We start from the raw sequence: 23,849 nt of genomic DNA on the forward strand, positions 1-23,849 counted from the left end.
GGGCTCATCCCCTCGCGCGGACCGCGACCGGCGCCGACACGAGGGAGATCTCGACTCGGTCGCCGTACGAGAGCCGCTCGGCGGCCGAGTGCTGCACGCGGACGAGGGCGCCGTCCTCCGTGCGGACGAGCGTTCGGCGGAAGCTCCCGAGGAAGGTGCTCTCCTCCACGATCGCCCCGACGCCGGTCCCGGGCGCCGCGAGCCTGACGTTCTCAGGACGCACGAGCACGTCGACCTCGCCCGTGACCGGCTCGCCCTGGATGGGCACCTCGCCGCCCCAGACCGTGACGGCCTGCCCGTCAGCCCTGCCCGGAACGGTGCTGGAGAGCCCCACGAAGCTCGCCACCTGAGCGGTCTGCGGCCGGAGGTAGAGGTCTTCGGGGGTTCCAATCTGCTCGATGCGGCCCGCGTCCATGACCGCGATGCGGTCGGAGACGGCGAGAGCTTCCTCCTGGTCGTGGGTGACGAAGATGGTCGTCGTCCCGAGTCGCAGCTGGATCCGACGGATCTCGTCGCGCAGCTGCACGCGTACCTTCGCGTCGAGAGCCGACAGCGGCTCGTCGAGGAGCAGGACGCGGGGCTCGGTGACGAGGGCGCGCGCGAGCGCGACGCGCTGCTGCTGGCCTCCCGAGAGCTGGTGAGGGTAGCGATCTGCGAGATGGCCGAGGCCCACGAGGTCGAGGGCCTCGCCCGACCGGCGCCGAGCCGACGCGGCATCCACGCGGCGACGCCGCAACCCGAAGGCGACGTTGTCCACGACGCGGAGGTGGGGGAACAGCGAGTAGGCCTGGAACACCATGCCGATGTCCCTGCGATGGGTGGGGAGCCGCGACACGTCAGCGCCCCCGAACGCGACCGTTCCGGAGGTGGCGCGCTCGAGCCCGGCCACGACGCGGAGGGCCGTGGTCTTGCCGCATCCCGACGGGCCGAGGAGCGACACGAACTCGCCCGGGGCGATGTCGAGGTCGACGCCGTGCAGCACGCGAGTCGGACCGTACTCTTTCACGACACCGCGCAGCTCGACGCGGGTGCCGTCGCCGGCGGCCGCGAGCACGGCGTTGTCCGCGGTCCGGGGGAGGGGGAGGTCGGGGGTCATGGGGTCTTCCTTCCGGCGCCGATGCGTCCCGCGCGGCCGATGATGAGGAGCAAGACGAAGGCGAACGCGAGCGCGAGCAGCGTGAAGATCGCCGACGCCCAGGCATCCTGCTTGTTGATGACGACGAGCCCCGTCTGCAGCACCTGCCGGTTGAGCAGCGACGCGATGGTGAATTCGCCGAGGACGACCGCGACGGAGATGAGGGATGCCGCGAGGAGCCCCTGGCGGAGGTTCGGCGCCACGACCCTCAGCAAGACGGTGGGCCAGCCGGCGCCGAGGGTGCGCGCGGCCTCCGAGAGGGTCCGGAGGTCGACGGCGTCGATGGATGCCTGGATCGAGCGGTAGGCGAAGGGGAGCACCAGCACGCCGTAGGCGAGCGCGAGCGTCCATGCGCCGGTGCCCACCGTGCGCCCGATCTGCAGGTAGATGGGCGCGAGCCCGACCACCAGCACGATGGCCGGAATGGCGATCGGGAGGAGCGCCAGGAACTCGAACGCGCGGCGCAGGCGCGGGAACGTCAGCGAGACGAGGACCATCGTGGGGGCGAAGAGGAACAGGACGATGGCCACCGTCACGACCGCGAGGCTCAGCGAGTTCAGCAATCCCGTCCAGATGGGCCGGTAGGCCGATGCACGCGCCGGGTCGAACAGCGCCGCCCACCGGTCGAACGTGAGCGAGCCGTCCGCCGCCGTCACCGTGAACAGCGCGGTTGCGGCGAACGGGATCAGGAATACGGCTCCGACGATCACCGCGATGATCACACGCACGGCGCGGGAGGGAGCGAGGATGCCGCTCATGCCTGCCACCTCGCCGCGCGGCGCTGGACGAGCGCGTAGACCGCCATCACCGCGCCGACCACGACGATCATGCCGAATGCGAGCGCGCCCGCGAGGTTCTCCCGACCGAGCACCGTCTCGCTCGTGAGCGCCGTCCGGATCTGGAGGGGCACGATCGACGAGCCCTGGCTGGCGAGGGCCGCGGCGGTCGCGTACGACGAGAACGCGTTGGCGAACAGCAGCAGGAAGCTCGCGAGGAACGACGGCGCGAGGATCGGGAAGCCGACGAACGCCCAGAAGCTCCGGTGCGTGCCGCCGAGCGTGAGGTGAGCCTCGACCCACTGCGGCTTCAGGGCGGCGAGGGCGGGCATGAAGGTGATGACCATGAGCGGCACCTGGAAGACGATGTAGGCGGGGATGAGCCCCGGAAGGGCGTAGATCCACGCGCCACCGGCGAAGATGTCGACCCCGAAGACGTCTCGGAGCAGCCGGGTCACCACTCCCTGCGTCCCGATCGTCGCGATCATCACGAATGCGAGCATGACGCCGCCGAACTGGGCGAGCACGCCCGCCGCGGCGTCGACCGTCGCGCGGATCGCGCCGGTCTCGGGGAGGCCGAGCAGTGCGAAGCAGACGAGAGCGCCGAGCACGGCGCCGATGAGCGCGGTGAGCAGCGACACCCAGGTCGAGTTCCCGAAGGCGTCGAGGACGACCGGGTCGACGAGAGCGGCGAGGTTGTCACCGGTCAGGGCGCCGTCACCGTCGAGCAGCCCGGTGAAGAGGGCGAGCGCTGTGGGGAGGACGAGGAAGAGGAGGAGGTACACCGCGAAGGGCAGCAGCCCGAGCCAGGACCACCCCGCTCGCCCGGGCCTCCCCACAGCGGCCGGGCTCACTGGACCGCTGCGGCCCAGGCGGTGCCCAGCAGTTCGCCGGCGGCGGTGGACTGCGCCTCGGTGGGCACCACCGTGTCGGCCGGAGCCTCCGGCTGCGCCGCGGCGAGGTCGGCGTCGATCGTGCCGGCCGCCGTCATCGCCTCTGCGCGTACGGGACGGGCGCCGCCCTTCAGAAAGAGGTTCTGCACCTCGTCGCTGTAGAGGAACTCCTGCCACAGGCGGGCCGCTGCGGGGTTCGGGGCGTCGACGTTGATGGCCTGGTTGTAGTAGCCGGCGTAGCCGACCCCGTCGAAGACGACCGTCTTCCAGGTCGGGACGTCAGCGGCGTGCGCGGCGTTCAGGTAGTCCCAGTCGAAGACCACCGGGGTCTCGCCGCTGGCGACCGTCGCGCTCGTCACGTCGAGCTTCAGCATGTTGCCGGCGTCGTTGAGCTTCGAGAAGAAGTCGATTCCGGGCTGGAAGTCGTCGAGCGAGCCGCCCGACTGCACCGACGCGAGGCCCACCGCGGCGAAGGCCGCGCCCGCCTGCGTCGGATCGCCGTTGATCGCGACGGAGCCGCGGAACTCGGCGCCGAGGAGGTCGTCGAGCGTCGCGGGGGCGTCGAACTTCGCGGAGTCGTACCCGACCGACATGTACCCGCCGTAATCGCCGACGAACAGTCCGGTCGGCTCCTTCAGCTCATCGGGGATGTCGTCCCAGGTCTGCACCTTGTACGGGGCGAACGTGTCGGTGTTCTGGAGCGCGACGGTCAGGCCGAGGTCGAAGACATCAGGAGCGGTGTCGAGTCCCTTGTTCGTCTCCGCAGCCGTGATCTCCTCGGCGCTCGAGACGTCGGGCGACTGCTCGTTGATCGTGATCTCGGGGTAGCGGCCGGCGAACAAGTCGAGGATCTCGCCGTAGTTCGCCCAGTCGCGGGGGAGGGCGATGACGTTGAGCTGACCCTCGGCCTTGGCGGCCGCTTCCAGCTCGGCGAACGTGCCGAAGTCGGCGAGGCTCGTGGCCGTGGCGGCGTTCGAGCCCTCAGCGGCGGCGTTCTCGGCGTCGGGCGTGCCGGCGCAGGCGGCGAGGCTCAGAGCGGCGATCATCGTGAGCGCGACGGCAGCGGACGCGCGGCGCGGGAAGTTGCGGGACATCGGGTTCCTCTCGGGTGCTCCGACGGCACGCAGAAGTCGCGGCCGTTCGGGGGGACGAGGGGAAGCTACGACCGCGAAGTGACCCGCGGGGGCCACGAGGATGAACGAGTGATGACGCCCGGCTGACCGCCGTGTTCAGCGCTCGGTCTCGCGGTCTGCACGGATCACCGGGATCGCGTTGGTGAAGGTGCTGGCCCGCTTCTCGGCTTCGATGCTGCCCGTGAACAGGCCGTCGGTGACGAGCGGGTCGGCGGGGGTGGCGGCATCCTTCGCGGCGCGGGCCGGCTCGGGCGCCGACATGATCACCCGCTGCACGGGGAGCGCCTCGGGCATCGTCTGCTGCACCCAGAGCACCATGGCCTCGCGCACGATGCAGCGCAGATCGAACAGCGTGGGGGCGTCTTGGGCCGTGACGAGGATCCGCACACGGACGTATCCGCCCGTGGCCTCCGTCACCTGTAGGACCGATGCGCGACCGTCGTACAGATCGGTCTGCGCGAGCACCTCGGCCAGGTGCTCGCGCATGGCTGCGGGGGAGACCCGCCAGTCGAGGTCGAACTCGACGGCGCCCAGCAGCTCCGACCCGCGCCGCGTCCAGTTCTCGAACGGCGTGGTGGTGAAGTACGTGCAGGGGAGGACGAGTCGGCGGTCGTCCCAGAGGTCGAGGACGACGTAGCTCAGGGTGATCTCACCCACGCGACCCCATTCGCCGTCCGCCACCACCACGTCGTCCACGCGCAGGGCGTCGCTGAACACGAGCTGCAGTCCCGCGAACACGTTCGCGAGAACGGACTGGGCGGCCAGCCCCGCGACGACCGACGCGATGCCCGCCGAGGCGAGGACGCTCGCCCCGACCGCGCGCACGGCATCGAAGGTGAGCAGCGACGCGCCGAGCGCGATGATGACGATCAGCACGATGGCGAGCCGCCGGACGATCAGCATCTGGGTGCGGATGCGGCGCGCGACCCGGTTGTCGGGCACGTCGATGCGGTACCGGCCGAGCGCGACGTCCGTCAGCACGACGACGAGCGATGCGAGCAGCCATCCGCTCGCCGCGATCGCGAGGATCGTGAAGACGTGGACGAGGATCGGCAGCATCTCCCGGTCGGGGAACGCCGCGTGCGTTGCGGCCCACAGGCCGGCGATGAGCAGGATCGTGCGGAACGGATGCCGCGCGTTGCGCATCAGCACACCCGCCCACGCGCGCCGCTTCGCGGTGACCCGCACCGCCACTGAGACCAGGGCCGCGACGATGATCGCGGCGACGACGGCGAGGGCGACGGCGATGCCGTACGTCAGCCAGCTTTCCCACATGAACGTGGCTCCCTCCGGTCGGAAGGGAGCCACGTTACGGGATCCGGATGACGGTCTCGTGTCAGGGGGCGAGGCGCGTCGGCCCGCGGAAGAGGTAGGTCACCTCGCGGATCGAGTCCTGCCCGAGCAGGAGCATCAGCACGCGGGCCAGCCCCATGCCGAAGCCGCCGTGCGGGGGAGCGCCGTACTTGAAGAAGTCGAAGTAGAAGCCGAGGTGCTCCGGGTCGAGACCCTTCTCGCGGGCCTGCTTCTCCAGCACGTCGACGCGGTGCTCGCGCTGCGCGCCGGTCGTGATCTCGACGCCCTTGTAGAGCAGGTCGTAGCTCTTGGTGAGCCCGGTCTCCTCGTCGCGCATGTGGTAGAACGCACGGATCTCGGGGTGGTAGTCCGTGATGAACACGAATTCGTGGCCGTAGGTCTCCTGCACGTGCGCGGAGATCTGCCGCTCGCCCTCGGGGTCGAGGTCGCCGTCGGTGCGGGGGATCTCGTAGCCGCGGGCGGCGACGATCTCGCGCGCCTCGGCGAGCGGGATGCGCGGGAACGGCACGGCGGGGACGACGACGTCGAGGTCGAACAGGTCCTTGATCTCGGCCCCGTGCTTGTCGGCGACGGCCTGGACCGCGAACTGCAGGAGCTCCTCCTGCATCGTGGCGACGTCCTCGTGCGAGTCGATCCAGCTGATCTCGGCGTCGATCGAGGTGAACTCGGTCGCGTGACGGCTCGTGAACGAGGGGTCGGCGCGGTAGACGTCGCCGATCTCGAAGATCTTGCCGAACCCGGCGACCTGGGCCATCTGCTTGAAGAACTGCGGCGACTGCGCCAGGTAGGCGGTCTTGTCCTCGAAGTACGGCACCTCGAACAACTCGGCGTTCGACTCCGAGGCGGAGGCCATCAGCTTCGGCGAGTGGATCTCGATGTAGTCGCGCTCGATCCAGTACGTGCGCATCGCGTGCTCGAGCGTGGTCTGGATGCGGAAGATCAGGTTGTTGCGGCGCTGGCGCAGGTCGAGGAAGCGCCAGTCCATGCGCTTGTCCATCCCGCTGTCGGCGGCGATGGGCGTCTCGGGAAGAGCGGATGCCGCGATGTCGAGGCCGCCGATCTTGATCTCGACACCGCCGAGCTTCACGCGCTCGTCGTGCTTGAGCGCACCGGTCACGGTGAGGAACGTGCCCGTCGACAGCGCGGAGATCTGCTCGGTGAGGGCGAGCGCCGCGGCATCCTGCTCGCTGCCGTCCTCGGCGGGCCGGGTGGCCGGATTCACCAGCTGCACGGCGCCCGTCTCATCGCGGAGGATGACGAACTGCACCCGCTTCTGGTCTCGGACCGTCTCCACCCATCCGGAGACGGAGACGGAACCGTCTTCACGGGACTGCAGCTGCTCTACGAGAACGCGTTCACTCACAAGGGGAGAGTCTACGCGCGGCGCCGCGACGCGCCGTGCCGCGGCGGGCGCTCGGCCTTCGTCCAGGTCCGCCGCCGCCGCCGCCCTACGCTGGGAGAGGGGGGCCCGGACGGGCATCCGATCACCGAGCGCGAGAAGGCACCCGATGAGCGAGACCATCCTGGCTGCGACGGCCCAAGACGGGGGATCGTGGCTGACGTCCCTCGCGGACTGGGTCGTGTCCCTGATGGAGCTGATCGGGCCGCCCGGGGCGGCGATCGCCGTCGGACTCGACAACATCTTCCCGCCGATCCCCAGCGAGGTCGTCCTGCCGATGGCGGGACTCGCGGCATCCCGAGGCTCGTTCACCCTCTTCGAAGCCATCGCGTGGACGACGCTCGGCTCCGTCGTGGGTGCGTATCTCCTCTACTTCCTCGGCCGCTGGCTGGGCGTCGCGCGTCTGCGCCGCATCGCCGACAAGCTCCCGCTCGTGAAGGGCGACGACATCGACCGGGCGGTCGCCTGGTTCGAACGGCACGGCCCTGTCGCGGTCTTCTTCGGACGCATGGTGCCGCTGTTCCGGAGCCTCATCTCCATTCCGGCGGGCGTCTCGAAGATGCACTGGTGGCTCTTCGGTCTGCTGACGACGGCGGGAAGCCTCATCTGGAACTCGATCTTCGTCGTCTCGGGATTCGTCCTGGGCGAGAACTGGCACATCGTCGAGCAGTACGCCGAGATCTTCCAGCTCATCGTGATCGTCGTCATCGTCGCGCTCGTGGCGTGGTTCGTCGTCGTCCGGGTGCGGGCCGTGATGCGCGACCGTCGATCGGATGCCGAGGGCTCCGGCGCCCGCTGATCGACGCCGCCAGGGGCCCGGGCTCAGGCCCCGCATAGGCGCTGCCGCGTAGACTTTCAGGGTGACTGCTGCCCGTCTTCATCTCGTGCGCCATGGGGAAGTCCACAACCCCGATCGCGTGCTGTACGGACGGTTGCCGGAGTTCCATCTGAGCGAGGCCGGCGTCCAGATGGCCCGCGCCGCCGCCGAGCACGTCAAGGGGCTCGGGCGCCCGGTGCGCTCACTGGTGTGCTCGCCGCTCGAGCGGGCCCGCGAGTCCGCCGCCCCCTTCGCCGAGCTGTTCGGCGTCCAGCCGGTCGTCGACGCTCGTGTGATCGAGCCGACGAACGTGTTCGAGGGGCGACGCATGCACCGGGCGATGCGCAACCCGCTCAACTGGTGGCACCTCCGCACCCCCGCACTGCCCAGCTGGGGCGAGCCGTACCTCGAGGTCGTCGACCGGATGCAGGCGGCGATGAACGACGCGTGGAACCGCACCGCCTCGGGCGACGTCGTCATCGTGTCCCATCAGCTCCCGATCTGGATCACCCATCTCTCCGTCGCGGGGCTGCCGCTGCGTCACGACCCCCGCCGCCGCCGGTGCGATCTTTCGAGCGTCACGAGCTTCGAGCTCTCGGGCGACGTCTGGCGCGAGGTCGACTACGCCGAGCCGGCCCCGACCGCGGGCGCCGTGGATGTGGGGGCGGTATGACACGCAGGATCCTGGCCGCCGTCGCGGCCGCAGCGCTCGCCGTCACCCTCGCCGGCTGCACCACGCCGAACGACGACCTCGCCGACACGTACAAGGAAGGCCGCAACCAGGGGTTCATCTCCGGTGACGGCCGCGTCGAGGAGATCCCGGTCTCCGAGCGCGGCGGCGCCGTCGAATTCACCGGCACGGCCGTCGACGGGTCGACCGTCACGAGCGCCGACTTCGACGACGAGGTCCTCGTCCTCAACTTCTGGTACGCCGCCTGCGGGCCGTGCCGCGCCGAGGCTCCCGTGCTGGAGGGTGCGTTCACCGACACGAAGGACGACGGCGCCAACTTCCTCGGCGTGAACATCTACGACGGCCCCGAGCAGGCGAGCTCCTTCGAGGAGGAGTACGGCATCTCGTACCCCTCGATCCTCGCCCGCGGCGACGTCGACCTGAAGCTCTCCTTCGCGGATTGGACGTCGCTGCAGGCGGCGCCGACGACCCTCGTGCTCGACCGGGAGGGCCGGGTCGCGGCCCGCTTCTTCGGCCAGATCCAGCAGGGCAGCGAGTCGATCCTCCGGACGATCATCGAGGACACGCTCGCGGAGGGCTCGTGAGCGGCATCGTCGTCGACGGCGCGCTCTGGCTCGCGATTCCGATCGCCGCGCTGGCAGGCCTGGTGTCGTTCCTCTCGCCCTGCGTGCTGCCGCTCGTGCCCGGCTACCTCGGCTTCCTCGGGGGAGCGGTCGCGCCCCGTGAGGCGCGCGTGGCCTCCGCGGCGCGCCGGCCTTCGGAAGCCGGCGGCACGCTGACGGCAGCGCGGCCCGCCACGGCGTCCCCTGGGCGCGGCCGGCTGCTCGGCGGCGTCGCGCTCTTCATCGCCGGATTCACCCTCGTCTTCCTCGCGATGGGCGTGTTCGCGGGCTCGCTCGGGCGCGTCTTCCTGGAGTACCAGGACGTCATCACCCGCGTGCTCGGGCTCGTCGTCATCGCCCTCGGCCTCGTCTTCGTCGGGGTGTTCGGCGTCGCCCAGCGGACGTATCGCCCGCAGCTGCGGCAGAACCTCGGCCTCGCGGGAGCGCCTCTCCTCGGTGTCGCGATGGGTGTCGGCTGGGCTCCGTGCATCGGCCCGACCCTCGCGACGATCCTGACCCTGGCCTACAGCCAGGCAGACCCGGCGCGCGCCGGCATCCTCGCCGTCGCGTACTCGCTCGGACTCGGACTGCCCTTCGTCCTCCTCGCCCTCGGGGCCTCGTGGGCGACGCGGTCGGTGTCGTTCGTCCGCCGCCACATCCGCGTCGTGAACATCGTCGGCGGTGCGATGCTCGTCGTCCTCGGTCTCCTCATGGTCACCGGGGTATGGGCCGAGTTCATGTCCGTCTTCGTCGGAGGGGTGGCCGGTGTCCCGACGTTCCTCTGAGCCGACCGACGGCCGCTCCGACGAGGGGCTGAGCGTCGACGGACCCCTCCGCCCGAGCGACCACCTCGACCAGACCGTCAACGGCATCCCGTCCGAAGGCACCGCGGAGGCGCCGCGCGAGACGCCCGGGTCGGGCCCGGCGCTCGGCGTCGTGGGCTGGGCCCGATGGGGCTGGCGTCAGCTCACCAGCATGCGCACGGCGCTCGTCCTCCTGCTGCTGCTCGCGATCGCGGCGATCCCGGGCTCGCTGGTCCCGCAGCGCAGCGCCGACCCCAACGGCGTCACGCAGTGGCGCTCGACGAACCCCGATCTGTTCCCGATCTTCGACCGGCTGCAGCTGTTCGACGTGTACACCTCGGCGTGGTTCTCCGCGATCTACATCCTGCTGTTCATCTCGCTGATCGGGTGCGTACTGCCCCGCACGAAGCACCACTGGAAGGCTCTCCGGCAGCGCCCGCCGCGGACGCCGATCCGGCTGTCGCGCCTCGACGATCACGCCGAGACCGTCGCCCTGGTCCCGGAGGGGACGGATGCCGCCGCCCACGCCGCCCACGCCATCGACCTCGCGGAGGCGCAGCTGCGCTCGGCCCGGTACCGCGTCGAGCGTTACGACCTCAAGGGCGTCCCGTCCGTCTCGGCGGAGCGCGGCTACATCCGCGAGACCGGCAACCTCCTCTTCCACGGCGCCCTCGTCGGCATCCTGCTGTCGGTGGGTATCGGCGGCGGCTTCACCTACACGGGGCAGACCGTGATCACCGAGGGCGACGGATTCGTCAACTCCCTCGGTCTGGGCTACACGACCTTCAACCCCGGCCGCTTCGTCGACACCGAGGCGCTCTCGCCGTACTCGGTGACCCTCGACCGTTTCGACGTGTCGTACACCCCGATCGGCGAGGCCGGTCAGGGGCAGTCGGGCGATTTCGTCGCGAACGTCACGACGAAGTTCGCCGGCGGTGAGCCGAAGCAGGAAGCGATCCGCGTCAACCATCCGATCACGATGGACGGCGACCGCATCTACCTGATGGGCAACGGCTATGCGCCCACGATCACGGTGCGAAACCCCGACGGCGACGTCGTCTACAGCGAGTCGGTGGCCTTCCTGCCGCAGGACGCCAACATGACCTCGCAGGGCGTCGTCAAGGTGCCCGACGGCCTGCCGGAACAGGTCGGGCTGGTCGGCTTCTTCTACCCCACCGCGGCGACACTCGACACGGGCGCCCTCACGTCGGGATACGGCGACCTGCTCAACCCCCGCATGACCTTCTGGGTGTACTCGGGCGATCTCGGCATCGACGACGGTGCGGCGCGCTCGGTCTACGCGCTCGACCCGACCGGAATGACCAAACTCGCCGGCAGCGACTCCCCGAACCCGTCTCTCGAGCTCACCCCCGGCGAGACGGTCGACCTGCCCGACGGGCTCGGCACGGTCACGTTCGAGGACGAGCTCGCGAGCGGCGGGCGCGAGTCCGTGAAGCGCTACGTGTCGCTCTCGATCCACAACGACGGCAGCTCGACCTGGGTGCTCGCGTTCGCGATCCTCGCGCTCGTCGGCCTGTTCGCGGCGCTGTTCGTCCCGCGCCGGCGTATGTGGGTCAAAGCCACGCCCGAGGGAGACACGGTGCGCGTCGAATACGCCGGCCTCGCCCGCGGTGAGGACCCCGCGATCGCGGTCGCCGTCGACGACCTCGCGCGACAGCACCGCACCGCCCTCGGTCACGATGCCGTGGCCTCTTCGCACTCCGACCGCACCCCTGCGGTACGGCCGTAAACTCAAACCACCCCATCCCACGGAGGACCTCGATGTCATTCGATGACCTGTCGGTTCTGCTCCTGTGGACCGCAATCGCGATCTACACGCTCGGCTTCCTCGCCTTCACGGTCGACCTCGCACGTCGCTCCGACATGGCGATCCAGACGCAGGACGCCAAGGTGCGCACGCTCGTCTCCGCCGGCGGCGGCCAGACGATCGACGAGATCCGCGCCGAGGAGGCCGCCGCGAAGATCGCTCTCGAGGCGCGTCCGTCCCAGCGCGGTCGGTACCTCTTCGCCCGCCTCGGCGTGGCCCTGACGGTGATCGCCTTCCTCTTCCACCTCGGCGCCGACGTCTCCCGCGGCATCGCCGCAGGACGCGTGCCCTGGTCGAACAACTACGAGTTCGCCCTCACCGGCACGCTTCTCGTCGTGGCCGTCTTCCTCGGCGTCCTCGTCAAGTACGACCTCCGCTTCCTCGGCGCGTTCGTCAACGGCCTGATCGTCGTGCTGCTGGGCGGCGCGGCCCTCGCCTACTACGTCGAGGTGGTCCCGCTGTCCGACCCGCTGAAGAGCGTCTGGCTGGTCATCCACGTCTTCGTCGCGTCGCTCGCGTCGGCCTTCCTGGCGATCGCGTTCGCCCTCTCGGTCGTGCAGCTCCTGCAGTCGCGCCGCGAGCGCATCGCGCTGGCCGCGGTGGGGTCGGATGCCGCCGCGCGCACCCGGCTGCCGTTCCTCCGCACTCTTCCGAGCGCCGAGGTGCTCGAGTCGCTGGCCTACCGGTTCGCGATCATCGGCTTCGTCCTGTGGACCTTCACCCTGATCGCCGGTGCGATCTGGGCGAACGACGCGTGGGGTCGCTACTGGGGCTTCGACACCAAGGAGGTCTGGACCTTCGTCATCTGGGTGCTCTACGCCGGCTACATCCACGCACGCGCGACGCGCGGCTGGCGTGGCACGCGGTCGGCCTGGCTCTCGATCGTCGGGTTCTGCTCGGTGCTGTTCAACTTCACCATCGTCAACCAGTTCTTCCAGGGTCTGCACTCCTACAGCGGCCTGAACTGACGCGGGAACGACGAAGCCCCCTGCCGCATCGCGGTAGGGGGCTTCGTCGTACGGGGAGGGTCAGGCGGGCTGGGCCAGCACCGCTCCGGCCGAGGTCGACCGCTGCCGCGCGACGGCCAGGACGCTGGCCACAACGGCCAGCACCGCCCAGATCGTCATGCCGATGATGCCCGCACCGATGCCGTTCGACTCGGTGAGTGCGGCGAGCATCGAGCTGTAGGCGGGAGCGGTCGGGAGCAGGCCGGCGATGTCGGCCAGGACGCCCGGGATCGTCGAGACGATGCCCGTTCCCAGGGCGACGACGCCGATGAGGGTCGCGACCCACCGTCCGGCTCCGCCGAAGATGGCGACCAGGGCCTGGTTGACCGCGGCGAATGCGATGCCCGCCACGACGCACAGGGCGGCGAACACGGACCACGGCCCGACCTCGTACTCGGCGGCGAGCTGCACGACACCGGCGACCAGAAGGCCCTGCGCGGCGCCGATCGCCGCACCCGGGGCGAGGGCTCGGAGTGCGAGCAGAACGGAGGGGCGCCGCGACGACAGGGCGCCGCGGGGGACGGCTTGCAGAGCGACGAAGGAGGCGAGTCCACCGAACCAGAGCGCGAGCATCGCGAGCAGCGGCACGGCGGAAGCTCCGAAGAGCGAGGTGCCGGTGCCCTCTGCGGCGACGGGGTTCGCGACGATCGAGGCGAGATCCTTCGCCTCGTCGTCGCTGTAGCTCGGGATGCCGTCGACGGCCTGATCGAGGCCGTCCGCCAGGTCGCCGGTGCCGTCGGCGAGCTGGCCGACACCGTCGGAGACCTCGCCTGCACCGTCGGCGAGCTGGCCCACGCCGTCGGCGAGCGACTCGGTGCCGGATGCGGCCGTGCCGGCTCCCGCTGCGAACGTCCGCGCTCCGTCGGCGAGCTGACCGGCGCCGCTGGCGAGCTCGCCCGCACCGTCCGCCAGGTCGTCGGCGCCGTCGGAGAGCTGACGCACGCCGGTGGCGGCGGCGCCCGCACCCGATGCCAGTTCGGCGGTCCCGGTCGCGAGGCCCCGCGACCCGGCGGCGAGGTCGTCCGCGCCGTCGGCGAGACCGGTCATGCCCTCGGAGAGCTGCTGCGCTCCGGAGGCCGATTCGCGCAGGGCGGCGGTGAGCTGCGGGCCGAGGTCTGAGAGCTGGCGCACCTGCGTGGCGATCGTGCCCGACTGGCCGATGAGGCCCTGCACGTCGGGGAGGGCGGCGTTGGCCTGGGCCGACGCGTCCGCGAGAGCGGCGCACACCTCTGCGGTGCCGCCGTCGGCGAGACAGGTCGCCGAGATGTCGGCGAGGGCGTCGGCCGCCGCGGTGACGGCGGCGCTGGCCTCGCTGCTGCGCGCAGCGAGGGCGTCGACGCCGTCGACGACGTCGGTCGGGATGGTCGGGATCTGCGCCGTCTGGTCGGCGATCTGAGCCAGCCCGTCGGCGAGCTGGCTCGTTCCGGTGGCGAGCTCGCCCGCGCCGGCCGACCACGTGTCGAGTCCGTCTGCCGTCGCGGCCTGCCCGCTCGCGATCTGGTCGGCACCGCCGGCGAGTTCGTCGATGCCGTCGGCGGCGGCATCCGCGCCCGTCGCGAGCTGACGCGCTCCGCCCGAGAGGGCGGTGGCGCCGGTGCCGATCGCGCTGATGCCGGTCGACAGTCCGCCGGCGCCGCTCGAGAGTTCCCGGATGCCGTCGGCGAGCGTGTACGCGCCGGTCGCGGCGTCTCCGGCTCCGTCGGCGAGCTGGTCGGCGCCGTCGGCTGCCTGGCGACCGCCGTCCGCGATCTGCTCGGCGCCGTCGGCGGCCTCACCGAGCTGGTCGCCCAGGGTCGTGAAGCCGAGGAGCACGTTCTCGAGGTAGGTCGAGGTGAGCTGCTCTCCGAGGATGGATGCCGCGGTCTGCGTCACCTGCGTGGTGATGGCGTCGTCGACGATCCGCGCGTCGGGCGGCGTCGTGAGGACGATGGTCGCCCGCTCGGGATCACCGCCGGGAGCGGTCGACGTGGCCGCTGCCGAGAAGTCCTTCGGGATGGTGACGATGGCGTCGTACGAGCCGTCGGCGAGGCCCGCCTCGGCATCCTCCGTGTTGGAGATGGTCCAGGTCAGATTGCTCTCGAGTTCGTCCGACCCTTCGACGAGGCCCGCCGTGAGCAGGCGCCCGAGGGGCGTCGTCTGCCCGTCGATCTCGACGGGTTCGTCGTTGTTCACGATCGCGGTGTTCATCGCGTCGAGGCGCTCGGTCGGGTTGTAGAGAGCGGCGACGAGGATGCCGCCGATGAGGGCGGGCAGCAGCAGCACGCCGATGAGGGTGACCCACGTCACGGGCCGGCGGGTCTGGGAGCGTTCGAGGGGAAGGGTCATGAGGGGATCACCTGGGTGTCGGTGGTGGCGGGGGACGGAACGGTGGCGCCGAGGCGGAGGGTCTCGGCTGAAGGACGGTGCGCGTCGTCCAGGAGGGCGCGGGCGGCATCCAGGTCGCGAGCGGATGCGGCGACGGTGAGGGCGCCGCCTCGCGCGGAGACGCCCGCCGCGGCGTCGCGCAGGAGCGCGGCGGCCTGATCGCGGGTGCTTCCGGTCAGGGCGTCGAGCCCGACGATCACGACGAAACGCGTGCGGCCCGAGAGGGCGCGGGTGAGCTCGGCGAGGGGCGATTCGGACCCGGCGAGCTCGGCGACCCCGACGTGCGCGCGAACCCAGGCGGCGCGTCCCGGGAGCAGGTGCCCCGAGACGCGGAGGAGTCCGCCGGAGGGGGCGACGCGCCCCGCCACGGCGAGCAGGAAGGCGCGGGACGCGTGCGGGTCGTCGGCGGTGACGAGCAGCGAGCCGCCGTCGTCCAGTCGCACGTGCGCCCCGGTGAAGAGCACGACGTCGTCGGCGCTCGTGCGCCCCTCGGCGCGGACCTCGAGATCGTCTGCGGCGAGGGCGCCGCGGTAGTCGGGTTCGGGCCACGCGAGGTTCTTCTGCTCGTGCTCGACCGCCTCGCCCTCGATGTCGACGTGGGGGAGCAGGCGGTCGAGCCAGCGCGGCATCCACCACGCCTTCTCGCCCAGCAGCGTCATGACGGCGGGAACGAGCGTCATGCGGACGAGGAAGGCGTCGACGGCGATGCCCACGGCGAGGCCCAGTGCGATCGGCTTGATCGAACTGTCCCCCTCGGGGACGAAGGCCGCGAACACGGCGAACATGATCACCGCCGCTGCGACGACGACACGGGCCGAGGCGGTGAACCCGCTCCGCACCGCGGCCACGGCCGTCGCCCGGTCGGCACGGCCGCCGCGCGCCCGACTGGCGTGGACGTAGTCCTCTCGCATGCGGGAGACGAGGAACACCTCGTAGTCCATCGCGAGGCCGAAGAGCACGCCCATCAGGATGATCGGCATGAAGCTGATGACGGGGCCGGTGCGGGTGACGTGCAGGGCGTCGGCGAGCCAGCCCCACTCGAACACCGCCGCGACGGCGCCGAACGCGGCGAGGATCGACAGCAGATACCCGAGGGTGGCCTTGAGCGGCACCCAGAGCGAGCGGAAGACGATCGTCAGGAGGATGAAGGACAGGCCGACGACGAAGATGCCGAACGGCAGCAGCGCCGATCCGAGCCGGTCGGAGATGTCGATGCCGACGGCCGTGTAGCCGGTCACCTTCAGGTCGACGCCGTATTCGTCGAGCCACTCGTCGTGGTGGGAGCGGAGCTCGCGGACGAGTTCGGCGGTCTCGGGATCGTCGGGCGCGGTCGTCGGGACGATCTGGATGAGTCCGGTGTCGGCGGTCTCGTTCGGCGTCGCGAGGGCGACGCGCTCGACGCCGGGAATCCGCTCGACCTCGGCCTTGAGATCCTCCATCAGGCCCAGGGGGTCGGTGGAGGTGACGATCGTCCCGGCCATGACGAGGGCGCCGTTCGAGCCGGCGCCGAAGTGCTCGGCGTTGAGGTCGTAGGCCTGGCGCGCCTCGCTCGAGCGCGGCTGCACGCCGGCGTTCGGAAGGGCCAGGTGCAGGCTCGTCGAGGGGATCGCCATGACGGCGAGCCCCAGCACGACGGCGACGGTGGTGACGACCGGATGCCGCGTGACGAGCATGACCCAGCGGTTGGTGCGCGGGGTCGCTGCGGCGCGCGGGGCCGCCTCCGTGGCAGCCGCCTTCTTGCGCCGGGTGGGGACGCCGGCGCGCAGGGCGCGCGAGCCCCAGCCGACGACACGACCCTTCGCGAAGCCCAGGAGGGCGGGGGTGAGGCTGACCGCGACGAGCACCGCGATGAAGACGGCGACGGCGGCCGCGATACCCATCGTGGTGAGGAACGGGATGCCGGCGAAGCTCAGGCCGATGAGCGCGATCAGCACGGTCACGCCGGCGAACACGACGGCCGAGCCGGCCGTGCCGGTCGCGCGGGCGGCCGACTCCTCGGGGTCCATCCCGAGGCGGACCTGGTCCTGATGTCGCGCGACGATGAAGAGGGCGTAGTCGATGCCGACGGCGAGGCCCAGCATGATGGCGAGCATCGGGGTCACGGACGAGATCGTCGTGACGGCGGTCGAGACGTAGATCAGCGAGATCGCGAGCGCGACGCCGATGAGCGCACTGATGAGGGGGAACCACGCGACCGCGAACGAGCGGAACGTGATCATGAGGACGAACAGGGCGACGATCACGCCGACGGCCTCGATGATCGACAGCGCGGGCAGCGAGCTCGAGAAGAGGTCGCCGCCGAGCGCGGAGGTCGTGCCCTCGGGCGCCGTGTCGCGGAAGTCGGAGACGAGCCCGCGGACGGCGTCGATCGTCTCCGCCTCGACGTCGACGGACTGCCCGTCGAACTGCATCTGCACGAGGGCGGCGCGGTCGTCGTCCGACACGAGGCCTTCGACCAGCTCGTCGTAGGGGTCCGTCACCGACGACACGCCGTCGATGTCGCCGAGGTCGCCGGCGAGGTCGACGATCTCGCCGCGCAGGGGTTCATCGGTCACCGTCGCGCCCTCAGGGGCGACCACGATGAACTGCGCGCTCGCGCCGCTGGCCTGCGGGAAGGTGCGCTCGAGGAGCTGTATGCCCTCCTGCGCCTCGGTTCCGGGGATCGTGAAGGCGTTGTCGGTGCCTTTCATGAACAGTGCGACGCTCCCGCCGGCGAGGCCGAGGAGGAGGAGCCAGGCGATCAGCACGCGCCACGAGTGACGGTACGACCAGCGGCCGAGGGAGTAGAGAAGAGTGGACACGGCGCTCCAGGGAAAGGATCAGACGGTTTCGATACAGCGCTGTATCCGATACACACATGTATCCTAACGGGATACGGTCGGTCTATGTCTGAAGAGTGGGTGTGAGATGACGCGACGTCGCGAGAACACGCAGGCGCGCCTGCTCGAGGCCGCGCACGAGGTGTTCGCCGAGGTCGGTTTGGGAGCGGCATCCGTCGAGGCGATCTGCGAGCGCGCCGGTTTCACCCGCGGGGCGTTCTACTCGAACTTCGAGAGCAAGGACGAGCTGTTCCTCGCCCTGATCACGCAGCTCGCCGACGACAAGCTCGACGAGGTCGCCGGTCGGGTGAAGGGCCTTTCGGGCAGCGGTGACGACCCCGTGCACCTCGTGCGTCAGATCGCCGACGTCTCGCTGGCCGAGCGGATGGAACCGCAGCTGCTCAGCGAGATCCGCACCCAGGCGCTCCGCGACGAGCGTCTCGCGGAGGCGTTCCTGGCGTGGCGGGAGCAGATCCATGCGCGGGTCGAGTCGCTCATCGGCGATGTGGCCGACGTCTACGGCTTCCGGCTGCGGTTGCCGATCCCCGACGCCGCGCGCCTGCTCATGGACGTGTCGGAGGAGACGACCGCGCGCTGCGCGCTCGAACGCCGCTCCCGCGAGGAGTCGAGTGCGGCGCTGCAGTCGAGGTTGGAGCAGCTCGTGACCCTCCTCGTCGACCCGAGCTGACCCGGCCCTACCGGCCCGCGCGCTCGAGCAGGGCGTGACAGCGCGTCACGCGCTCCACCCACCAGCGCGTCCGATCGGCGGATGCCGCGTGCTCGGCCAGCAGGTCGGGGCTCGGCACCACGCGGCCCACGGTCACCGCGCCGCCGACGGGGACGAGCGGCGGGTCCGCGACATCGGCGACCAGCAGCGAGGCCGTGCCGAGGCCGCAGTCGAAGTCGAGGCCGGGGAGTGCGGCGGCGAGGGCGGCACCCATCGCGAGCCCGACGCTCGTGTCGAGCGCGCTCGACACGACGGCGGGAAGCCCCGCCTCGCGGACCACCTCGAGCGCGCGTCGGATGCCGCCGAGCGGCTGCGCCTTGATCACGAGGAGGTCCGCAGCACCGGCGCGTGCGACGGCCACCGGGTCGGCGGCCTTTCGCACGGATTCGTCGGCGGCGATCGGGATGTCCATGTACTTCACGCGGGCGCGCACCTCGGAGAGCTCGGGAATGGTCGCGCAGGGCTGCTCCACGTATTCGAGGTCGAACTCGGCGAGGGCATGCACGGCATGCTCCGCCTCGTCGACGTTCCAGCCGCCGTTCGCGTCGATGCGGATGCGCCCCTCGGCTCCCATCGCCTCGCGGACGGCTCGCACGCGGGCGACGTCGTCGGCGAGCACCTGGCCGCGCTCGGCGACCTTGACCTTGGCCGTGCGGCATCCGTCGAAGCGCGCGAGCACCCCGGCGACGTCGGCGGCCGCGACAGCGGGGACGGTCGCGTTGACCGGGATCGTCTCGCGGAGCGCACGCGGCGCCTCGTGCCAGCCGTACTCGATCGCCGCAGCCAGCCAGGCAGACGCCTCGAGGTCGTCGTACTCGACGAAGGGCGAGAACTCGGTCCATCCCGCCGGTCCCTCGAAGACGGCGGCCTCGCGCACGTCGATGCCGCGGAAGCGTGTCGCGAGCGGAAGGGCGACGACGTGCATCCGGTCGAGCAGATCCTGCAGCGCGGGGGTGTCCATGGCACCATCATGGGGGCCGGGGTGCGCGGCCGGGCGCGGCGCGGCCGGGGAAGCGCGGGAACAGGCGGCCGCCCCCGCCGCGGGGCAGGGCGCTACAACGTTGTACAGTGACGACATGGAGGGGGCATGACACCGACGCTGCACGATGTCGCGCGACTGGCCGGGGTCTCGATCAAGACGGTCTCCAACGTCATCAACGACTACCCGCATGTCCGCCCGACCACGCGGGAGAAGGTCCAGCTTGCGATCGCGGAGCTCGGCTACACGCCCAACCTGACCGCCCGCAACCTCCGGAGCGGCCGCACCGGCGCGATCGCCCTCGCCGTGCCGGATCTCGGCCTCAGCTACTTCGCCGAACTGGCGGCCACGGTCATCGCCGAGGCGGAGCGGCGGGGAGTCGTCGTGCTCGTCGAACAGACGGGCGGTGATCGCGGCCGAGAGCTCGATCTCCTCCGCAGCCCCCGGCTGAAGCTGACGGACGGCCTCATCTTCAGTCCGCTCGGGATGGATCAGGCTGACGTCGACCGTCTGGCGGTGCCGTTCCCCATGGTCGTGCTGGGGGAGCGGATCTTCGACGGCCCGGTCGATCACGTGACCATGCGCAACGTCGAGGCTGCGCGCGCCGCCACCGAGCACCTCCTCGCCGCCGGCCGTCGCCGGATCGCGGTCGTCGGGGCGCACGCGGGCGAAGTGATCGGGTCGGCGGGTCTCCGGCTCCGCGGCTACGCCGAGGCGCTCACGGCGGCGGGCATCGCCGTCGACGAGGACCTCATCGGCTACACGACGATGTGGCACCGTTCGAACGGGGCGCGGACGATGAGCGACATCCTTCGTCGCGGCGTCGACTTCGACGCGGTGTTCGGGCTGAACGACACCCTCGCCCTCGGGGCGATGCGCGCATTGCAGGAGAGCGGGCGCCGCGTTCCCGGCGACGTCGCCGTCGTGGGCTTCGATGATCTCGATGAAGCTCAGTACTCGATCCCGTCGCTGACCACGATCGATCCGGGCCAGAGCTGGATCGCGAAGACCGCAGTGAGCACGCTTCTCGGGCGCATCGCGGGCGATCTCGACGGCCCGCCGCAGCTTCTCCTCGCCGACTTCCATCTCGCCGTCCGCGAGTCGGCAACGCTCGCGTAACGCATCTTGACAGGACCGATGACGCGCGTCATCATCGCTTTACAACGTTTACTTTCTAACGTTGTAAAGCGCGTGCGACGCTGCACCTGACGGTGTTCGGCGCACCGCATCCATCTCCGTAAGACACCGGTGTCCACACCGCGAGAGGAAGCACACAGCCCATGAAGTCCAAGGTCATCGCAGGCTTCGGCGTCGTCGCCGTCGCCGCTGCGGCCCTCACCGGCTGCTCCGGCGCCGCCGAGAGCTCGTGCACGAATGAGATCGTCAACCCCGACGCGACGCAGGTGTCCGTCTGGGCCTGGTATCCCGCCTTCGAGCAGGTCGTCGACCTGTTCAACAACAGCCATGACGACGTCCAGATCTGCTGGACCAACGCCGGTCAGGGCAACGACGAGTACACCAAGTTCTCGACGTCGATCGAGTCGGGCAGCGGCGCTCCCGACGTCATCATGCTCGAGGCCGAGGTGCTCTCGAGCTTCGCGATCCGCGACGCGCTCGTCGACCTGTCGGAGTTCGGCGCCGCCGATGTCCAGAGCGACTACACGGAGGGCGCCTGGAAGGACGTCTCGAGCGGCGACGCGGTCTACGCCATCCCCGTCGACGGCGGTCCCATGGGCATGCTCTACCGGCAGGACATCCTCGACGAATACGACATCGCCCCGCCCACGACGTGGGCCGAGTTCGGCGAGGCGGCCCAGACGCTGAAGGATGCCGGTGCCCCCGGCGTCCTCGCCAACTTCCCGCCCAACGGCCGCGCGTTCACGCAGGCGCTGTTCGCGCAGGCGGGATCGGTGCCGTTCACCTACGACAGCGCCTCGCCGCAGGACATCGGCATCGACGTCGCCGACCAGGAGTCGAAGGACGTCCTCGCCTACTGGCAGGACCTCGCCGACAAGGGCCTGGTCGCCACTGATGAGGCCTTCACCGCCGACTACAACACGAAGCTCGTCGACGGCTCGTACGCGATCTACGTCGCCGCGGCGTGGGGCCCCGGCTACCTGCAGGGGCTCGAGGGCTCGGACGAGTCCGCCGAGTGGCGTGCCGCACCCGTCCCGCAGTGGGACGCCGCGAACCCCGTCCAGATCAACTGGGGCGGATCGACGTTCGCCGTGACCTCGCAGGCGAAGGACAAACAGGCGGCTGCGACGGTGGCGAAGGAGATCTTCGGCACCGAGGAGGCGTGGAAGATCGGCATCGAAGAGGCCGCCCTGTTCCCGCTGTGGAAGCCGATCCTCGAGTCGGACTACTTCCGCGACCTGGAGTACCCGTTCTTCGGCGGGCAGCAGATCAACAAGGACGTCTTCCTCCCCGCTGCGTCCGGATACGCGGGCTTCACGTTCAGCCCGTTCCAGAACTACGCGTACGACCAGCTGCAGGAGGAGCTGACCGCCGTCGTCGTCGACAAGAACAAGGATGCCGCGGCAGCCCTCGACGACCTGCAGGCCACTCTCGAGACGTACGCGACCGATCAGGGCTTCGCGCTCCTCGACTGATCAGACGGGGCCGGCTTCGGGCCGGCCCCGTCCCTCAGGGGAAGACATCATGACCACTCACGCATTGGAGCGCCCCGCCGTCCGGCGTCGGCGCAGCGGTATCGAACGGCGGCAGCAGGTCGGCTGGCTGTTCATCACCCCGTTCCTCCTGATCTTCGCGGCGTTCCTCGTGTTCCCGCTGATCTACGCCTTCGGGATGAGCCTGTTCAGCTCGACCCTCGCGACCGGCACCGAGTTCGTCGGCGCCGACAACTACGTGAAGGCCTTCTCCGACCCGCTGTTCATCGGCGGGCTCGGCAGGGTCGCGCTCTTCGCGGTCGTGATGATCCCGGCGCAGTTGCTCGTCGGCCTGGTCGCGGCGCTCGTGCTCGACTCGCTCGCCACCTGGGTCTCCAAGCTCTCTCGGCTGCTGATCTTCGCGCCGTACGCGATCCCCGTCGTGATCGGGGCGCTGATGTGGAGCTTCCTCTACAGCCCGCGGTTCGGGCCCGGAGCGACGCTGTTCGACCTGGTGGGGCTCGAGGCGCCGAACTTCCTCGCGAGCGACTCCATCTTCTTCAGCCTCGTCAACATCGTGACGTGGCAGTGGGCCGGCTACTACATGATCGTGATCTACGCGGCGCTCCGCGCGATCGATCCCGCCATCTACGAGGCAGCCCGCATCGACGGGGCGGGCGGCTGGCAGATCGCCACCCGCATCAAGGTGCCCATGATCTCGTCGTCGATGGTCATGGTGATCACGTTCGCCCTGATCGGCACGCTGCAGTTCTTCACCGAGCCGACGGTGCTCCGTTCGATCGCCTCCGGCGCACTCCCGGCCGACTACACGCCGAACATGTACGCGTACGCGCTGGCCTTCAGCTACAGCCAGTTCAACTACGCGTCGACGATCGCCTTCTCCCTCGGCATCCTCGTCTTCATCGGCTCGTTCGGCTTCCTCTTCCTCACCCGCAAGCAGAACGGACTGAAGTGATGTCCGCCCTTCCCTCCACGGCATCCGTCATCGACGATGCGCACACCACCGTGACCGGGTTGCCCTCGCGTCGCAACCGTTCCGCCGGGCGAGCCCGCGGCGGGCGGCGCATCGGGTCGCACGTGCTCCTGATCGTCCTGGCGATCTACTTCATCATCCCGATCTGGTGGCTGTTCGTCTCGGCCACGAAGGACACCGGCAGCCTCTTCTCGAGCCCGGCGTTCTGGTTCGACAACCCGGCGAGCTTCTTCAGCAACATCGCGGGCCTGTTCGAGCACCAGGGCGGCATCTACTGGCGCTGGCTCGGAAACTCCTTCCTCTACGCGTTCGTCTCGGGCGTCGGAGCGACCGTCGTCGCGGTGCTCGCGGGCTACGGATTCGCGAAGTACCGGTTCCGTGGGCGGGGCGTCGTCTTCGGCATGATCCTCGGCTCCGTCATGGTGCCGCTGACCGCCCTCGTGATCCCGACCTTCATGCTGCTCAGCCAGTACAACCTCATCAACACCCCGTGGGCCGTGATCCTGCCCTCCCTGCTGAACCCGTTCGGCGTCTACCTGATGCGCGTCTACACGCAGGATGCCGTTCCCGACGAGCTCCTCGAGGCGGCCCGCATCGACGGCGCGGGGGAGTGGCGCACCTTCACGACGATCGTCGTGCCGCTCCTGCGGCCCGCGATCGTGACGGTGCTCCTCCTCTCGATCGTCGGGACGTGGAACAACTTCTTCCTGCCGCTGGCCGTCCTGACCGACCCGCAGCTGCTCCCGGTGACCGTGGGGCTCAACCGGTGGCTGGCGCTCTCGAACGCGGGTGCGGGCGGTGAGCAGGTGTGGAACCTCATCACCTCCGGGGCGTTCGTCTCCGTGCTCCCGCTCCTGCTGTCCTTCCTGCTCCTGCAGCGGTACTGGCAGGGCGGGCTGGCCATCGGCTCCGTCAAGTGACCCCGCCGGCTGCCGTCGCTGCGGCATCCGGTGCTCTTC

General features: G+C 70.3%; 20 protein-coding genes. 11 read left to right on the plus strand and 9 right to left on the minus strand.

Features of this window, described 5'->3' with window-relative positions:
- Window positions 1-4: 4 nt before the first annotated feature.
- The 6 genes from ACJJV7_RS13705 to aspS form a co-directional block, all read right to left on the minus strand.
- The gene (locus tag ACJJV7_RS13705) at window positions 5-1,096 is read right to left on the minus strand and encodes an ABC transporter ATP-binding protein (protein ID WP_405373839.1); all 1,092 of its coding nucleotides are present in this window, start codon (window positions 1,094-1,096) and stop codon (window positions 5-7) included.
- Window positions 1,093-1,893, minus strand: coding sequence for an ABC transporter permease (locus ACJJV7_RS13710; protein WP_405373837.1), 801 nt, complete (start codon window positions 1,891-1,893; stop codon window positions 1,093-1,095). The genes ACJJV7_RS13705 and ACJJV7_RS13710 overlap by 4 nt, the downstream gene beginning before the upstream one ends.
- A complete protein-coding gene (locus ACJJV7_RS13715; protein ID WP_405373834.1) occupies window positions 1,890-2,765 on the minus strand; it encodes an ABC transporter permease in 876 nt (291 codons plus the stop codon). Before ACJJV7_RS13715 ends, ACJJV7_RS13710 begins: the two co-directional genes overlap by 4 nt.
- Window positions 2,762-3,898 carry an ABC transporter substrate-binding protein gene (locus ACJJV7_RS13720; protein WP_405373832.1) on the minus strand — a complete coding sequence of 379 codons (1,137 nt, stop codon included), beginning with the start codon at window positions 3,896-3,898 and terminating at the stop codon, window positions 2,762-2,764. Before ACJJV7_RS13720 ends, ACJJV7_RS13715 begins: the two co-directional genes overlap by 4 nt.
- A 135-nt stretch (window positions 3,899-4,033) precedes the next feature.
- The gene (locus ACJJV7_RS13725; RefSeq protein ID WP_405374913.1) at window positions 4,034-5,212 is read right to left on the minus strand and encodes a mechanosensitive ion channel family protein; all 1,179 of its coding nucleotides are present in this window, start codon (window positions 5,210-5,212) and stop codon (window positions 4,034-4,036) included.
- Window positions 5,213-5,273: 61 nt separating this feature from the next.
- Complete coding sequence (gene aspS / locus ACJJV7_RS13730) at window positions 5,274-6,614, minus strand: aspartate--tRNA(Asn) ligase (protein WP_405373830.1); 1,341 nt, start codon at window positions 6,612-6,614, stop codon at window positions 5,274-5,276.
- Between the two features lie 145 nt (window positions 6,615-6,759).
- On the opposite strand from aspS, the gene ACJJV7_RS13735 reads away from it, so the two are divergent.
- From ACJJV7_RS13735 to ccsB, 6 genes are all read left to right on the plus strand, one after another.
- On the plus strand, window positions 6,760-7,449 hold the full coding sequence (locus ACJJV7_RS13735) for a DedA family protein (RefSeq protein ID WP_405373828.1): 690 nt from the start codon (window positions 6,760-6,762) through the stop codon (window positions 7,447-7,449).
- 61 nt (window positions 7,450-7,510) lie between these two features.
- On the plus strand, window positions 7,511-8,140 hold the full coding sequence (locus ACJJV7_RS13740; protein ID WP_405373826.1) for a histidine phosphatase family protein: 630 nt from the start codon (window positions 7,511-7,513) through the stop codon (window positions 8,138-8,140).
- Window positions 8,137-8,742 carry a TlpA family protein disulfide reductase gene (locus ACJJV7_RS13745; protein WP_405373824.1) on the plus strand — a complete coding sequence of 202 codons (606 nt, stop codon included), beginning with the start codon at window positions 8,137-8,139 and terminating at the stop codon, window positions 8,740-8,742. Before ACJJV7_RS13740 ends, ACJJV7_RS13745 begins: the two co-directional genes overlap by 4 nt.
- The gene (locus ACJJV7_RS13750) at window positions 8,739-9,545 is read left to right on the plus strand and encodes a cytochrome c biogenesis CcdA family protein (RefSeq protein WP_405373822.1); all 807 of its coding nucleotides are present in this window, start codon (window positions 8,739-8,741) and stop codon (window positions 9,543-9,545) included. Before ACJJV7_RS13745 ends, ACJJV7_RS13750 begins: the two co-directional genes overlap by 4 nt.
- Entirely contained in the window at window positions 9,526-11,313 is a 1,788-nt protein-coding gene (locus ACJJV7_RS13755; RefSeq protein ID WP_405373820.1) for a cytochrome c biogenesis protein ResB, read from the plus strand. The genes ACJJV7_RS13750 and ACJJV7_RS13755 overlap by 20 nt, the downstream gene beginning before the upstream one ends.
- Before the next feature lie 32 nt (window positions 11,314-11,345).
- Window positions 11,346-12,359, plus strand: coding sequence for a c-type cytochrome biogenesis protein CcsB (ccsB, locus tag ACJJV7_RS13760; RefSeq protein ID WP_405373818.1), 1,014 nt, complete (start codon window positions 11,346-11,348; stop codon window positions 12,357-12,359).
- 60 nt (window positions 12,360-12,419) lie between these two features.
- Here the strand turns inward: ccsB and ACJJV7_RS13765 are convergent, their stop codons facing one another.
- Both ACJJV7_RS13765 and ACJJV7_RS13770 read right to left on the minus strand, forming a co-directional pair.
- Window positions 12,420-14,723, minus strand: coding sequence for a YhgE/Pip family protein (locus ACJJV7_RS13765; RefSeq protein WP_405373816.1), 2,304 nt, complete (start codon window positions 14,721-14,723; stop codon window positions 12,420-12,422).
- Window positions 14,720-17,563: an MMPL family transporter gene (locus ACJJV7_RS13770; RefSeq protein WP_405373814.1), complete on the minus strand. Its 2,844-nt coding sequence runs from the start codon at window positions 17,561-17,563 to the stop codon at window positions 14,720-14,722. Before ACJJV7_RS13770 ends, ACJJV7_RS13765 begins: the two co-directional genes overlap by 4 nt.
- A 106-nt stretch (window positions 17,564-17,669) precedes the next feature.
- On the opposite strand from ACJJV7_RS13770, the gene ACJJV7_RS13775 reads away from it, so the two are divergent.
- Window positions 17,670-18,269: a TetR/AcrR family transcriptional regulator gene (locus ACJJV7_RS13775; protein ID WP_405373812.1), complete on the plus strand. Its 600-nt coding sequence runs from the start codon at window positions 17,670-17,672 to the stop codon at window positions 18,267-18,269.
- A 7-nt stretch (window positions 18,270-18,276) separates the two neighbouring features.
- Here the strand turns inward: ACJJV7_RS13775 and ACJJV7_RS13780 are convergent, their stop codons facing one another.
- Window positions 18,277-19,269, minus strand: coding sequence for an o-succinylbenzoate synthase (locus tag ACJJV7_RS13780; protein WP_405373810.1), 993 nt, complete (start codon window positions 19,267-19,269; stop codon window positions 18,277-18,279).
- A gap of 126 nt (window positions 19,270-19,395) precedes the next feature.
- Here ACJJV7_RS13780 and ACJJV7_RS13785 point away from each other — a divergent pair, with 126 nt between their 5' ends.
- The 4 genes from ACJJV7_RS13785 (at window position 19,396) to ACJJV7_RS13800 (ending at window position 23,810) form a co-directional block, all read left to right on the plus strand.
- Window positions 19,396-20,406 carry a LacI family DNA-binding transcriptional regulator gene (locus ACJJV7_RS13785; RefSeq protein ID WP_405373808.1) on the plus strand — a complete coding sequence of 337 codons (1,011 nt, stop codon included), beginning with the start codon at window positions 19,396-19,398 and terminating at the stop codon, window positions 20,404-20,406.
- A gap of 161 nt (window positions 20,407-20,567) precedes the next feature.
- Window positions 20,568-21,899 (plus strand): ABC transporter substrate-binding protein, encoded by a 1,332-nt coding sequence (locus ACJJV7_RS13790; RefSeq protein WP_405373806.1) that lies wholly within the window; start codon window positions 20,568-20,570, stop codon window positions 21,897-21,899.
- Between the two features lie 49 nt (window positions 21,900-21,948).
- Window positions 21,949-22,872 carry a carbohydrate ABC transporter permease gene (locus ACJJV7_RS13795; RefSeq protein WP_405373804.1) on the plus strand — a complete coding sequence of 308 codons (924 nt, stop codon included), beginning with the start codon at window positions 21,949-21,951 and terminating at the stop codon, window positions 22,870-22,872.
- Window positions 22,872-23,810: a carbohydrate ABC transporter permease gene (locus tag ACJJV7_RS13800; RefSeq protein WP_405373802.1), complete on the plus strand. Its 939-nt coding sequence runs from the start codon at window positions 22,872-22,874 to the stop codon at window positions 23,808-23,810. Before ACJJV7_RS13795 ends, ACJJV7_RS13800 begins: the two co-directional genes overlap by 1 nt.
- Window positions 23,811-23,849 lie beyond the last annotated feature (39 nt).

The sequence above is a fragment of the Microbacterium sp. Ld4 genome (genome assembly GCF_045066555.1).
In the GTDB taxonomy this organism is placed as follows: Bacteria; Actinomycetota; Actinomycetes; order Actinomycetales; family Microbacteriaceae; genus Microbacterium.